15 protein-coding genes are annotated in these 12,826 nt (G+C 60.0%); 14 read left to right on the top strand and 1 reads right to left on the bottom strand.

What is annotated here, in order from left to right; all coding sequences use genetic code 11:
* Positions 1 to 476: 476 nt before the first annotated feature.
* The 3 genes from rluC to sppA are packed head-to-tail and all read left to right on the top strand — an operon-like array spanning position 477 to position 3,102.
* The gene (gene rluC, locus ACKJSM_RS08635; protein WP_085696997.1) at positions 477 to 1,439 is read left to right on the top strand and encodes a 23S rRNA pseudouridine(955/2504/2580) synthase RluC; all 963 of its coding nucleotides are present in this window, start codon (positions 477 to 479) and stop codon (positions 1,437 to 1,439) included.
* Positions 1,426 to 2,088, top strand: coding sequence for an HAD-IA family hydrolase (locus ACKJSM_RS08630; protein ID WP_236177954.1), 663 nt, complete (start codon positions 1,426 to 1,428; stop codon positions 2,086 to 2,088). The genes rluC and ACKJSM_RS08630 overlap by 14 nt, the downstream gene beginning before the upstream one ends.
* A 24-nt stretch (positions 2,089 to 2,112) precedes the next feature.
* Entirely contained in the window at positions 2,113 to 3,102 is a 990-nt protein-coding gene (sppA, locus tag ACKJSM_RS08625) for a signal peptide peptidase SppA (RefSeq protein ID WP_410237224.1), read from the top strand.
* Between the two features lie 48 nt (positions 3,103 to 3,150).
* On the opposite strand, the gene ACKJSM_RS08620 is transcribed toward sppA, so the two are convergent.
* The gene (locus tag ACKJSM_RS08620; protein WP_236177956.1) at positions 3,151 to 3,729 is read right to left on the bottom strand and encodes a Maf family protein; all 579 of its coding nucleotides are present in this window, start codon (positions 3,727 to 3,729) and stop codon (positions 3,151 to 3,153) included.
* Positions 3,730 to 3,835: 106 nt separating this feature from the next.
* Between ACKJSM_RS08620 and ACKJSM_RS08615 the strand changes: the two genes are divergently transcribed.
* The 11 genes from ACKJSM_RS08615 (at position 3,836) to ACKJSM_RS08565 (ending at position 12,806) form a co-directional block, all read left to right on the top strand.
* The gene (locus tag ACKJSM_RS08615; RefSeq protein WP_003204262.1) at positions 3,836 to 4,363 is read left to right on the top strand and encodes a YceD family protein; all 528 of its coding nucleotides are present in this window, start codon (positions 3,836 to 3,838) and stop codon (positions 4,361 to 4,363) included.
* 13 nt (positions 4,364 to 4,376) lie between these two features.
* Positions 4,377 to 4,559, top strand: a complete 183-nt coding sequence (rpmF, locus tag ACKJSM_RS08610; RefSeq protein WP_003179396.1) for a 50S ribosomal protein L32 — start codon at positions 4,377 to 4,379, stop codon at positions 4,557 to 4,559.
* A gap of 4 nt (positions 4,560 to 4,563) precedes the next feature.
* A complete protein-coding gene (gene plsX, locus ACKJSM_RS08605) occupies positions 4,564 to 5,574 on the top strand; it encodes a phosphate acyltransferase PlsX (protein WP_080511024.1) in 1,011 nt (336 codons plus the stop codon).
* Positions 5,575 to 5,699: 125 nt separating this feature from the next.
* Positions 5,700 to 6,638 (top strand): ACP S-malonyltransferase, encoded by a 939-nt coding sequence (gene fabD, locus ACKJSM_RS08600; protein ID WP_236177957.1) that lies wholly within the window; start codon positions 5,700 to 5,702, stop codon positions 6,636 to 6,638.
* A gap of 16 nt (positions 6,639 to 6,654) precedes the next feature.
* Positions 6,655 to 7,398 carry a 3-oxoacyl-ACP reductase FabG gene (gene fabG, locus ACKJSM_RS08595; protein WP_007950790.1) on the top strand — a complete coding sequence of 248 codons (744 nt, stop codon included), beginning with the start codon at positions 6,655 to 6,657 and terminating at the stop codon, positions 7,396 to 7,398.
* Between the two features lie 196 nt (positions 7,399 to 7,594).
* The gene (gene acpP / locus ACKJSM_RS08590) at positions 7,595 to 7,831 is read left to right on the top strand and encodes an acyl carrier protein (RefSeq protein ID WP_236177958.1); all 237 of its coding nucleotides are present in this window, start codon (positions 7,595 to 7,597) and stop codon (positions 7,829 to 7,831) included.
* A 108-nt stretch (positions 7,832 to 7,939) separates the two neighbouring features.
* A complete protein-coding gene (gene fabF / locus ACKJSM_RS08585) occupies positions 7,940 to 9,184 on the top strand; it encodes a beta-ketoacyl-ACP synthase II (protein WP_007908259.1) in 1,245 nt (414 codons plus the stop codon).
* A complete protein-coding gene (gene pabC, locus ACKJSM_RS08580) occupies positions 9,184 to 9,999 on the top strand; it encodes an aminodeoxychorismate lyase (RefSeq protein WP_410237223.1) in 816 nt (271 codons plus the stop codon). The genes fabF and pabC overlap by 1 nt, the downstream gene beginning before the upstream one ends.
* A 3-nt stretch (positions 10,000 to 10,002) precedes the next feature.
* Positions 10,003 to 11,178, top strand: a complete 1,176-nt coding sequence (mltG, locus tag ACKJSM_RS08575) for an endolytic transglycosylase MltG (protein WP_410237222.1) — start codon at positions 10,003 to 10,005, stop codon at positions 11,176 to 11,178.
* A gap of 19 nt (positions 11,179 to 11,197) precedes the next feature.
* Positions 11,198 to 11,830, top strand: coding sequence for a dTMP kinase (tmk, locus tag ACKJSM_RS08570; RefSeq protein ID WP_064383482.1), 633 nt, complete (start codon positions 11,198 to 11,200; stop codon positions 11,828 to 11,830).
* Entirely contained in the window at positions 11,823 to 12,806 is a 984-nt protein-coding gene (locus ACKJSM_RS08565; protein WP_410237221.1) for a DNA polymerase III subunit delta', read from the top strand. The genes tmk and ACKJSM_RS08565 overlap by 8 nt, the downstream gene beginning before the upstream one ends.
* The last annotated feature ends 20 nt before the right edge of the window (positions 12,807 to 12,826 follow it).

Below are 12,826 nucleotides of genomic sequence, written 5' to 3'. Positions count from 1 at the left end.
GATAAAACCTGTTGCTACACAGTCCAGCGGTTGTGCATCTCCACCCTACACGTATCCCTGATAATTCGGGTGCTGCCGCGCGCAGAATCCGCAGCGGGTTGGCATTTACCGTGAGCTCCGAAAGGGGAGGTCACGCATCATGGCTAATTCAGGCGGTGTTTCCGGAGTCTTCGCTCGGGGTCATCCGCGGCTGACTGCACTTTGTGAACTGGCCGTGAATATGGCTCGCGTGGCGAGTCAAACTCTGCTTTGCGGCGTGATTCAGGCCTCATGTCACCTGCGCTTGTTACAGCTGCAAACTCCACCGTTACGTAGCAAAAGCCCCGTAGGACGGCCTCGCGTCCTGGTGAATTGCGTTGGTCAGGGCCGGTTTTTGACCGTGGTTCCGCTGTCCAGGCCGCTTTTGGCGGCGTTCGCGACTATAGCAGCAATGATTAAGTGCTTCAATTCCATAAAAAATTGTTATTATCCGCGCCATGACGACTACTGCCCCTACGACTCCAGGCGTTCAATTGCTTGAGGTCTCGCCGGAATATGCCGGCCAACGAATCGACAATTTTCTCCTCGCCCGGCTCAAAGGCGTGCCCAAGACCTTGATTTACCGCATTTTGCGCAAAGGCGAAGTGCGCGTGAACAAAGGTCGGATCAAGCCCGAATACAAGCTGCAGGCCGGTGATATCGTGCGCGTGCCGCCGGTGCGTGTGCCTGAGCGCGACGAGCCGGTGCCTTTGGCCCAAGGCCTGTTGCAGCGCCTGGAGGCCTCGATTGTCTACGAAGACAAGGCCCTGATCGTGATCAACAAGCCCGCCGGCATTGCTGTTCACGGTGGCAGCGGCCTGAATTACGGCGTTATCGAAGCCTTTCGTCAGTTGCGCCCCGATGCCAAGGAGCTCGAGCTGGTTCACCGTCTCGATCGCGACACCTCCGGCCTGCTGATGATTGCCAAGAAACGCAGCATGTTGCGTCACTTGCATGCTGCGTTACGCGGTGACGGTGTCGATAAGCGCTACATGGCACTGGTTCGCGGCAACTGGGCGACCTCGATCAAGCAAGTTCGTGCGGCGCTCGGCAAGAGCAATCTGCGCTCCGGTGAGCGCATGGTCGAGGTCGACGAGGAGGAGGGCAAGGAGTCTGTGACTGTGTTCAAGGTCCTGCGTCGCTTTGGCGATTTTGCCACTTTGATCGAAGCCAAACCGATCACCGGTCGCACGCACCAGATCCGCGTCCACACGTTGCACGCCGGGCACTGCATTGCCGGTGACACCAAATACGGCGATGACAGTTTCAGTAAGGAAATCCGTGATCTGGGCGGCAAGCGCCTGTTCCTGCACGCCTACATGCTGACCGTGCCACTGCCTGATGGTGGTGAGCTCAAGTTGCAGGCACCGGTCGATGAAATGTGGGCCAAGACTGTGGAGCGATTGAGTGCGCCCATCTGATTACAAACTGCTGATTTTCGATTGGGACGGCACCCTGGCCGATTCCATTCATCGGATTGTCGAGGCGATGCATTCGGCATCCGGGCGCTGCGGTTTTGAGCTGCGTGATGACTTCGCCGTCAAAGGCATTATCGGTCTGGGGCTACCCGAGGCGATTCGTACGCTGTATCCCGAGATCAGTGACGGCGAGATGGTCGCGTTTCGCGAGTTTTACGCGGAACACTACATCGCTGCAGAAGCCGTGCCTTCGCCGTTGTTCGAAGGCGTGGTCGAGTCGATGGCATCTTTTCGCGAGCAGGGTTATCACCTGGCTGTCGCGACGGGCAAGAATCGTCGCGGGCTGGATCGGGTGCTCAAGGCAAATGGCTGGGAGGAATATTTCGATATCACTCGCGCAGCCGATGAAACTGCAAGCAAGCCGCACCCTCTGATGCTGGAGCAGATCCTTGCGCATTGCGGTGTGCGTGCCGAACAAGCGCTGATGGTCGGCGATTCGTCCTTTGATCTGTTGATGGCGCGCAATGCGGGGATGGATTCGGTGGCGGTCAGTTATGGCGCGCAATCGATCGAATCCCTGCAGCAGTTCGCGCCGCGACTGTCGATCGACCATTTTTCCGAATTGCACGCCTGGCTGGGGCAGCAGGCTTAATACGTTTTTGCTGGGGTGGATGGCATGACCGACGAATGGAAAGCACCGGCCAAGGCAACTGCCGACGACGGTGATGCGAAAAGCTGGAAGCTGCTGGAAAAGACCCTGCTGGCCAGCGTGCAGGAGCAGCGTCGTTCGCGGCGCTGGGGTATCTTCTTCAAGCTGCTGACCTTTGTTTATCTGTTCGTTGCGCTGATCCTGTTCACGCCGTTGATGGACATGGAAAAGAGCGCCACCCGCAGTGGCAACTACACCGCATTGATCGACGTCACCGGCATGATTGCCGACAAGGAGCCAGCCAGCGCCGACAATATCGTCGGCAGCCTGCGCGCGGCGTTCGAGGACAAAAAGGTCAAGGGCGTAATCCTGCGCATCAACAGTCCCGGCGGCAGTCCGGTGCAGTCTGGTTATGTGTATGACGAGATCAAGCGTCTGCGTGGTCTGCACCCCGATACCAAGCTGTACGCGGTGATTTCCGATCTGGGAGCTTCCGGTGCCTATTACATTGCCAGCGCGGCGGATCAGATCTACGCCGACAAGGCCAGTCTGGTGGGTTCCATTGGGGTGACGGCGGCCGGTTACGGGTTTGTTGGAACCATGGAGAAGCTCGGTGTCGAGCGTCGTACTTATACCTCCGGCGAGCACAAGGCGTTCCTCGATCCGTTCCAGCCACAGAAGCCGGAAGAGACGGCGTTCTGGCAGAGTGTGCTGGATACCACGCACAAGCAGTTCATCAACAGTGTCAAGCAGGGTCGCGGCGATCGCCTGAAAGACAAGGAGCATCCGGAGTTGTTCTCCGGGCTGGTCTGGTCGGGTGAGCAGGCGCTGCCACTGGGGTTGATCGATGGTCTGGGTAACGCCAGTTCGGTAGCGCGCGACGTGATTGGCGAAAAGGAGCTGGTGGACTTCACCGTGCAGGAGTCGCCGTTCGATCGCTTCTCGAAGAAGCTCGGTGCCAGCGTTGCCGAGAAACTGGCAATGTGGATGGGGTTTGGCGGGCCGTCGTTGCGTTGATCGCTCGATGAATAAACAAACCGGCCTTCGCGGCCGGTTTTTTGTGGTTCAGGGAATTTGTACGCCTTCCGCCAGTAGCATATCGATGAGGCGAATCAGTGGCAGGCCGATCAGGCTGGTGGCGTCCGGGCCTTCGGTGCACTGAAACAGGCTGACGCCCAGCCCTTCGGCCTTGAAGCTGCCGGCGCAGTCGTAAGGCTGCTCGGTGCGCAGGTAGCGCTCGACGCGGGCTTGATCCAGTACGCGCATGTGCACTGTGAAAGGCACGCAGTCGACCTGGCAGTGGCCGGTCTGGCTGTTGAGCAGCGCCAGGCCGGTGAGGAAGGTCACGCTGGCGCCGCTGGCGGCCATCAGTTGTTCGCGGGCGTTTTCGAAGGTGTGCGGCTTGCCGATGATGCGCTCGCCGAGTACCGCAACCTGGTCGGAACCGATGATCAGGTGATCGGGGTGGTTGTCCGTCAGGGCTCGGGCTTTCTGTTCGGCGAGGCGTTTGACCAGCTCAATTGCCGACTCGTTCGGACGATGGCTTTCATCGATATCCGGCGAGCTGCAGACGAACGGCAGGCGCAGGCGGCTGAGCAATTCCCGACGATAGGTCGAGCTTGAAGCGAGTAATAAAGGCAGCATTCGCATCTCCAGGGACAGGCGACAGATTCTAGCGGAGCCGCGCAAGTGACGGACAGGGCACAATTTCCTTTGACATGGGTGGGTGCATCCCTATAATGCTGCGCCTATGTTGAATGACCCGATTCCACCTCACGTTGACCCGCGCAAATTGGCTGACCGTGGCACCACCCTCCAAGGTGAACTGCTGCTGGCCGATTTGAAGAGACTCTGCGACCCGCTTTCCGACGATGTCGGTACGGTGCAGGCCAAATTCGTTTTTGAACGAGATGAACGTAAATCTGTGGTAATCCACAGCTTTATCGACACCGAAGTCAAAATGGTTTGCCAGCGTTGTCTTGAGCTGGTCACCCTGCCGATCCATAGCGAATGCAGTTACGCCGTGGTGAAGGAGGGTGCGAATACCCAGTCGTTACCGAAAGGTTATGACGTGCTGGAACTGGGCGAAGATCCATTGGATCTGCAGTCACTGATCGAGGAGGAGCTTCTGCTCGCCTTGCCCATTGTGCCTGCTCATCATCCGGAAGAATGCCAGCAGCCGGCGGGAGCAGATGAGCCCGAACCGAGCGAGGACGAGGTAACGCGGTCCAACCCGTTCAGTGTATTGGCGCAGTTAAAGCGTGACCCAAACGTTTAGGAGTTAATCAATTATGGCTGTTCAGCAGAACAAAAAATCCCGCTCTGCCCGTGACATGCGCCGTTCGCACGACGCTCTCGAGGCTAGCACCCTGTCTGTAGAAAAAACCACTGGTGAAGTTCACCTGCGTCACCACGTATCGCCAGAAGGCGTATACCGTGGCCGTAAAGTGATCGACAAGGGCGCTGACGAGTAATCACTTGTCCGCTCAAGTCATCGCGATTGACGCAATGGGCGGGGACTTCGGTCCCCGCAGCATTGTTCAGGCCAGCCTTGCTTGCCTTTCTGCTACACCCTCGCTGCACCTGACCCTCGTCGGTCAACCCTCCCTTCTTGAAGAACTGATCACCGGCCAATCGGCTGCCGATCGCGCGCGCCTGACGATTGTTCCGGCGTCCGAAGTCATCACCATGGACGAAAAACCGGCCCAGGCTCTGCGTGGCAAGCCGGATTCGTCGATGCGTGTCGCCCTCGAATTGCTGCGTGATGGCAAGGTTCAGGCCTGTGTCAGTGCCGGCAATACCGGTGCGCTGATGGCCCTGTCGCGATTTGTGCTCAAGACCCTGCCGGGGATTGATCGTCCGGCTATGGTGGCAGCGATCCCCACCCAGAAAGGCTACTGCCAGTTGCTCGATCTGGGCGCCAACGTCGATTGCAGTGCCGAGCATCTGTTGCAGTTCGCCGTGATGGGTTCCGTGGCGGCGCAAACCCTGGGCATCGCCCGTCCGCGTGTTGCGCTGCTGAATATCGGCACCGAAGACATCAAGGGCAATCAGCAGGTCAAGCTGGCTGCGACGTTGCTGCAGGCTGCCCGGGGCATCAATTACATCGGGTTCATCGAAGGCGATGGTTTGTATCGCGGCGAGGCGGATGTGGTGGTTTGCGACGGTTTTGTCGGCAATATCCTGCTCAAGTCCAGCGAAGGCCTGGCGACGATGATCGCTGCGCGCATCGAGGCGCTGTTCAAAAAGAATCTCGCTTCCCGTGCTGTCGGTGCACTGGCGCTGCCTTTGATGAGGCGTCTGCAGGCTGATCTGGCGCCGGCGCGGCACAATGGCGCAAGCTTCCTCGGTTTGCAGGGGATTGTCGTGAAAAGTCACGGTTCGGCCGGGGTTCAGGGGTTTCAGAGTGCCATTCAGCGAGCGCTGATCGAGATTCAGGAGAACCTTCCCGAGCGCCTGCACGGCCGTCTGGAGGATTTGTTGTCTTAGGCGTTTTCGTCGGACAATGCTTAAATGTGACCGCCCGGTTCAAAGGGCCATCCAACTGTCAGTTTCTTGCGTCCCTCTAGCGGGATGCCATTTTTCCGACGACAAGATCATTAGGGGCTTGTTACATGTCTGCTTCCCTCGCATTCGTCTTTCCAGGACAGGGTTCGCAGTCCCTCGGCATGCTGGCCGAGCTGGGCGCGCAACATCCACTGATCCTCGAAACTTTCAAAGAAGCATCCGATGCTCTGGGCTATGACCTGTGGGCGCTGACCCAGCAGGGCCCGGAAGAGCTGCTCAATCAAACCGATAAAACCCAACCAGCCATTCTGACCGCTTCGATCGCCCTGTGGCGTCTGTGGCTGGCGGAAGGTGGTGCGCGTCCGGCCTTCGTTGCCGGTCACAGCCTGGGTGAATACAGCGCGCTGGTCGCTGCCGGCAGCCTGAGCCTGGCCGCTGCGGTGAAGCTCGTCGAGCGCCGTGGTCAGCTGATGCAGGAAGCCGTTCCGGCCGGGCAGGGCGGTATGGCTGCCATCCTCGGTCTGGAAGATGCCGACGTTCTCGCTGCCTGTGCCGAAGCGGCGCAAGGCGAAGTGGTCAGCGCGGTGAACTTCAACTCCCCGGGCCAGGTCGTGATTGCCGGTGCCAAGGCTGCAGTCGAGCGCGCCATCGAAGGCTGCAAGGCCCGTGGCGCCAAGCGTGCCATGCCGCTGCCGGTCAGCGTGCCGTCGCACTGCGAGCTGATGCGCCCGGCTGCCGAGCGCTTCGCCGAGTCCATCGCTGCCATCGACTGGCAGGCGCCGCAGATCCCTGTGGTACAGAACGTCAGCGCCCAGGTGCCGGCGGATCTGGAAACCCTCAAGCGTGATCTGCTTGAACAGCTCTACAAGCCGGTGCGCTGGGTCGAGTCCGTACAGACCCTGGCCGCCAAAGGTGCGACCAACCTGGTCGAGTGTGGTCCTGGCAAAGTGCTGGCCGGTCTGAACAAACGTTGCGCCGAAGGCGTTTCGACTTCCAACCTCAATACCCCAGACGCTTTCGCTGCTGCTCGCGCAGCGGCTGTCTGAATCAGGAGAAGCTTGCATGAGTCTGCAAGGTAAAGTTGCACTGGTCACCGGCGCAAGCCGTGGCATCGGCCAGGCTATCGCACTGGAACTGGGTCGGCAGGGCGCCATCGTAGTTGGCACCGCGACCTCTGCTTCGGGCGCCGAGCGCATTGCGGCGACCCTGAAGGAAAACGGCATTCAGGGCGCAGGTTTCGAGCTGAACGTTACCAGTGACGAATCGGTCACCAAGGTGCTGGCGAGCATCCAGGAGCAGTTCGGTGCTCCGGTGGCGATTCTCGTCAACAATGCCGGCATCACCCGCGATAACCTGATGATGCGCATGAAAGACGACGAGTGGTACGACGTGATCGATACCAACCTGAACAGTCTGTATCGCCTGTCCAAGGGCGTTCTGCGCGGCATGACCAAGGCGCGTTGGGGCCGAATTATCAGTATTGGCTCGGTGGTGGGTGCCATGGGCAACGCTGGCCAAGTAAACTATGCAGCCGCCAAGGCCGGTCTGGAAGGTTTCAGCCGTGCCATGGCGCGTGAAGTCGGTTCGCGTTCGATTACGGTCAACTCGGTAACCCCAGGGTTTATCGACACCGATATGACCCGCGAGCTGCCTGAAGCACAGCGTGAAGCCTTGCAGACGCAGATTCCGCTGGGCCGTCTGGGACAAGCTCAAGAGATCGCGTCCGTGGTCGCTTTTCTTGCATCCGACGGTGCGGCATACGTGACCGGGGCTACAATCCCGGTTAACGGCGGGATGTACATGTAAGTAAAATGTGACGGATTGCTTCAAAAAAATGTCATACGAGCTGTCTAAAATCCGTTATAAAGCTGCAATCTATTTATAGGCAGAGGGCCGCAGGGTTTGAGGAGTGAAGCTTTCAGTTGAAAAGCTGAAAAGTCTTTCTATACACTTACCCACTGGCCAGCTGCCTGAATTTGTCCATTAGGAGTGAAAACAAGGTATGAGCACCATCGAAGAGCGCGTCAAGAAAATCGTTGCCGAGCAACTGGGTGTTAAAGAAGAAGAAGTGGTCAACTCCGCTTCCTTCGTAGAAGACCTGGGTGCCGACTCCCTTGACACCGTTGAGCTGGTGATGGCTCTGGAAGAGGAATTCGAGACCGAAATCCCTGACGAAGAAGCTGAGAAGATCACTACTGTACAAGCTGCAATCGACTACGTTAACAGCCGCCAGGCGTAATAGTTTGTAATCGTTGCTTGCTGTCATGGAAAAACCGCACTGCCATCATGGCGTGCGGTTTTTTCTTTAGGCCTGATGCAAAGTCGTCATTTGAAAAAGGAGAGTGCTGTGTCGCGTAGACGCGTCGTAGTCACCGGTATGGGTATGTTGTCGCCACTGGGCACGGATGTGCCGAGCAGTTGGCAGGGCATTCTGGCTGGCCGCAGTGGCATTGGTCTGATCGAACACACCGACCTTTCTGCCTATTCCACCCGCTTTGGCGGCTCGGTAAAGGGCTTCAATGTCGAGGAATACCTGTCGGTCAAGGAAGCGCGCAAGCTCGACCTGTTCATTCAGTACGGTCTGGCGGCCGGCTTTCAAGCCGTACGCAATGCCGGTCTGGAAGTCACCGATGCCAACCGTGAACGCATTGGCGTGGCCATGGGTTCGGGTATCGGCGGTCTGACCAACATCGAAGAAACCAGCCGCACTCTGCACGAGACCGGTCCGCGCCGGATTTCTCCGTTCTTTGTGCCTGGCTCGATCATCAATATGATTTCCGGTTTCCTGTCCATCCACCTGGGTGCACAGGGGCCTAACTACGCCATCGCCACCGCGTGTACCACCGGTACGCACTGCATCGGCATGGCGGCGCGCAACATCATGTACGACGAAGCCGACGTGATGATTGCCGGCGGTGCGGAGATGGCCGCGTGCGGTCTGGGCATGGGCGGCTTTGGTGCTTCCCGTGCGCTGTCGACCCGCAACGACGAGCCGACCCGCGCCAGCCGTCCGTGGGACAAGGGCCGTGACGGCTTCGTGCTGTCCGACGGTGCCGGTGCGCTGGTGCTCGAAGAACTCGAGCACGCCAAGGCCCGTGGTGCAACCATCTATGCCGAGCTGATCGGCTTCGGTACCAGTGGCGACGCCTTCCACATGACTTCGCCACCCGCTGATGGCGCCGGTGCTGCACGCTGCATCACCAACGCGCTACGCGATGCGAAGATCAACGTTGATCAGGTGCAATACATCAACGCTCACGGCACTTCGACGCCTGCCGGCGACCTCGCTGAAGCCAACGCGATCAAGTCGGTGTTCGGTGATCACGCCTACAAGCTGGCGGTCAGCTCCACCAAGTCCATGACCGGTCACCTGCTCGGTGCGGCGGGTGCAGTCGAGGCGATCTTCAGCGTGCTGGCGATCAACAGCCAGGTGGCGCCGCCGACCATCAACCTCGATGAGCCGGACGAAGGCTGCGATCTCGATTTCGTGCCGCACACCGCGCGCAACATGGACATCGATGTCGTGCTGTCCAACTCGTTCGGATTTGGCGGCACCAACGGCACGTTGGCGTTCCGTCGGTTCGCCGGCTGATGGACTGCTGGGTCGACGGTCTGCCGGCTGACGCTCTGTCGCTGAAGGATCGCGGCCTGGCTTACGGTGACGGTCTGTTCGAGACCATCGCCGTGCGAGGTGGCCAGCCGTTGCTGCTGGATCGGCATCTGACGCGTCTGGCCGACGGCTGTACGCGTCTGGCCATTGCGACGGACGTCGAGCTGATTCGCCATGAGCTGCAATCCTATGCTGCCGCGATGGGCGAGGGCGTGCTCAAGCTCATCCTCACCCGTGGCGACGGATTGCGCGGATATGCGCCGGATCCTTCGGCGCAGGCCCGACGCATTCTGCTAGGCAATCCTCCCGCCGCTTATCCAGCGGCCCACGCCGAGCAGGGCGTTCGCCTGTTTCCGTGCAGCACGCGTTTGTCCATACAGCCTTTGCTCGCCGGGCTCAAACACCTCAATCGACTGGAACAGGTCATTGCCCGCGCCGAATGGCAGGACAGTGAACACGCCGAAGGTTTGATGCTCGACCAGGCTGGTCGGGTGATCGAAGGTGTGTTCAGCAATCTGTTTCTGGTGCGTGACGGTGCGCTGATCACGGCGGATCTGAAACGCTGCGGTGTGGCCGGAGTGATGCGCGCAGAAATATTGTTTCAGGCCGAGTCCCTGGGCATACCCGTGCAAATCACCGACATCCCCCTTGAACAGCTGCAATGGGCCGATGAAGTCTTTGTCTGCAACAGCGTGTATGGCGTCTGGCCGGTACGCGCCTGTGCTGCTCTGAGCTGGCCGGTTGGCCCGCTCACCCGTAAACTGCAAACCATTGCCCGCGCGCTACTGGATGCCTGATTCGTGAGACGTAAACTTTTGCTGCTGCTGGAAACCGGACTGGTTCTGGCAGGGCTGCTGTTGGGCGCCAGCGCCTGGAAGATTCATTCGGCACTGGAACAGCCCCTTAACATCACGCAGGAAGAACTGCTGGATGTGCCCAAGGGATCCACCCCGACCCGTACTTTTCTCGGACTCGAAGCCGATGGCGTCATCAAGGACGCCTTCTGGCTGCGGGTCTATTGGCGTTTCAACCTCGCCGGCACGCCGATTCATACGGGCGAGTACCGTATGCAGCCGGGCATGACCGTCAACGGTCTGATCGATCTGTGGAAACGCGGCGATGTGGTTCAGTACAGCCTGACGCTGGTCGAAGGCTGGAATTTCCATCAAGTGCGCGCCGCGCTGGCCAAGGATGAAAAGATCGAACAAACCCTCAATGGTTTGAGTGACAGCGAGGTCATGGCCAGAATCGGCCACAAGGGCCTGTTTCCCGAGGGCCGTTTCTTCCCCGATACCTACCGATTCGTGCGCGGTGTGTCCGATACCGAACTGCTGAAAAAGGCCTTTGATCGCCTCGACGAAGTGTTGGCCAAGGAGTGGGAAAAGCGCTCCGCCGACGTGCCTTACACCGAGCCCTATCAGGCGCTGATCATGGCGTCGCTGGTGGAGAAGGAAACCGGCGTGCCTCAGGAACGTGGCCAGATTGCCGGCGTCTTCGTGCGTCGCATGGCGCTGGGCATGCAACTGCAGACCGATCCGACGGTGATCTACGGTCTGGGCGACCGCTACAACGGCAAACTGACCCGCGCCCACCTCAAGGAAGCCACGCCGTACAACACCTACGTGATTCCCGGCCTGCCGCCGACGCCGATCGCCATGGTCGGACGTGAAGCCATTCACGCGGCACTCAACCCGGTGGATGGCACCAGCCTCTACTTTGTTGCCCGGGGCGATGGCAGCCACGTGTTCTCCGACGATCTGGACGCGCACAACAACGCGGTGCGCGAATACCAGCTCAAGCGACGCGCGGATTACCGCTCGAGCCCGGCGCCGGCAACAGCGCCCGAGGCTGCTCCGGCGGCCGAAGAGGCAATACCTGCCGCCTCACCCGATACCGCACCGCAATCGTTGCCGCAGCCGCCTGCTCAAGCGCCGACGCCGGAACCGGAAGCCTCCGCTCCCCAAAACACGCAATGACTTTGATTAAGGACTGCCTGTGACTGGCTTGTTTATTACCCTGGAAGGCCCGGAAGGCGCCGGCAAGAGCACCAACCGCGAATACCTCGCCGAGCGCCTGCGCGCCGCCGGTATCGAAGTGGTGCTGACCCGCGAGCCCGGCGGTACGCCGCTGGCCGAGCGCATTCGTGAGGTGTTGTTGGCACCGGTCGACGAAGTGATGAACCCGGACACCGAGCTGCTGCTGGTGTTCGCCGCCCGTGCTCAGCATCTGGCTGAAGTCATTCGCCCGGCATTGGCCCGTGGCGCGGTGGTGCTGTGTGATCGTTTCACCGATTCGACTTACGCCTACCAGGGTGGCGGCCGCGGCTTGTCGCTGGAGCGCATCGCGGCGCTGGAGACTTTCGTGCAGGGCGACCTGCGTCCCGACCTGACGCTGATATTCGATCTGCCGGTGGAAATCGGCCTGGCCCGGGCCAGCGCCCGGGGGCGCCTGGATCGTTTCGAGCTGGAAGGCCGGGCGTTTTTCGAGGCGGTGCGCAGTGCGTTTCTCAAGCGTGCCGAGGCCGATCCGGCGCGTTACGTGCGTATCGACGCCGGTCAGCCGCTGGCCAAGGTTCAACAATCGCTGGATACCCTGATTCCGAACTTGCTGGAGTTGAGCCGTGGCTGAGGCCTACCCGTGGCAGGACAGCCTCTGGCAGCAGTTGGCCGGTCGTGCTCAGCACGCCCATGCGTATCTGCTGCACGGGCCGGCCGGGATCGGCAAGCGTGCGCTGGCCGAGCGGCTGATGGCCAGCCTGCTGTGCCAGCGTCCGACGCCTGACGCCTGCGGTGAGTGCAAATCCTGCCTGCTGCTCAAGGCCGGCAGCCACCCGGACAATTACATCCTCGAACCGGAGGAAGCGGACAAGGCGATCAAGGTCGACCAGGTGCGCGATCTGGTCAGCTTCGTCGTGCAGACCGCGCAACTGGGCGGGCGCAAGGTGGTGCTGATCGAGCCGGTGGAGTCGATGAATATCAACGCCGCCAACGCCTTGCTCAAGAGCCTTGAAGAGCCGTCCGGCGATACCGTGCTGTTGCTGGTCAGTCACCAGCCGAGCCGGTTGCTGCCGACCATCAAGAGCCGCTGCGTGCAGCAGGCCTGCCCGCTGCCGAGCGAAACCATGAGCCTGCAATGGCTGGCTCAGGCACTGCCGGAATGTTCCGAGGACGAACGGGTCGAACTGTTGACCCTGGCTGCCGGCTCGCCGTTGGCCGCCGTTACGTTGCAGGGGCAGGGCGTGCGTGAACAGCGCGCGCAGGTGGTGGAAGGCGTGAAGAAGCTGCTCAAGCAGCAGCAATCGCCGACGCAACTGGCCGAGGAGTGGAAAAACATTCCGATGCTGCGTCTGTTCGACTGGTTCTGCGACTGGTCGAGCCTGATCCTGCGCTATCAATTGACCCAGGATGAAGCGGGCCTCGGGCTGACCGACATGCGCAAGGTCGTGCAGTATCTGGCGCAGAAAAGTGCCCAGGCTAAAGTGCTGGATATTCAGGACTGGATTCTCGCCCAGCGCCAGAAAGTCCTGAGCAAGGCCAACCTCAATGCCGCCTTGCTGCTGGAAGCCTTGTTGGTGCAATGGGCGAGCCTGCCTGGTCAAAGATAAGAATGTGTACCTAGACTCTG

This window comes from Pseudomonas sp. PHC1, assembly GCF_046487845.1.
GTDB lineage: Bacteria > Pseudomonadota > Gammaproteobacteria > Pseudomonadales > Pseudomonadaceae > Aquipseudomonas > Aquipseudomonas sputi.
This window is presented reverse-complemented; position numbering and strand designations above follow the sequence as displayed.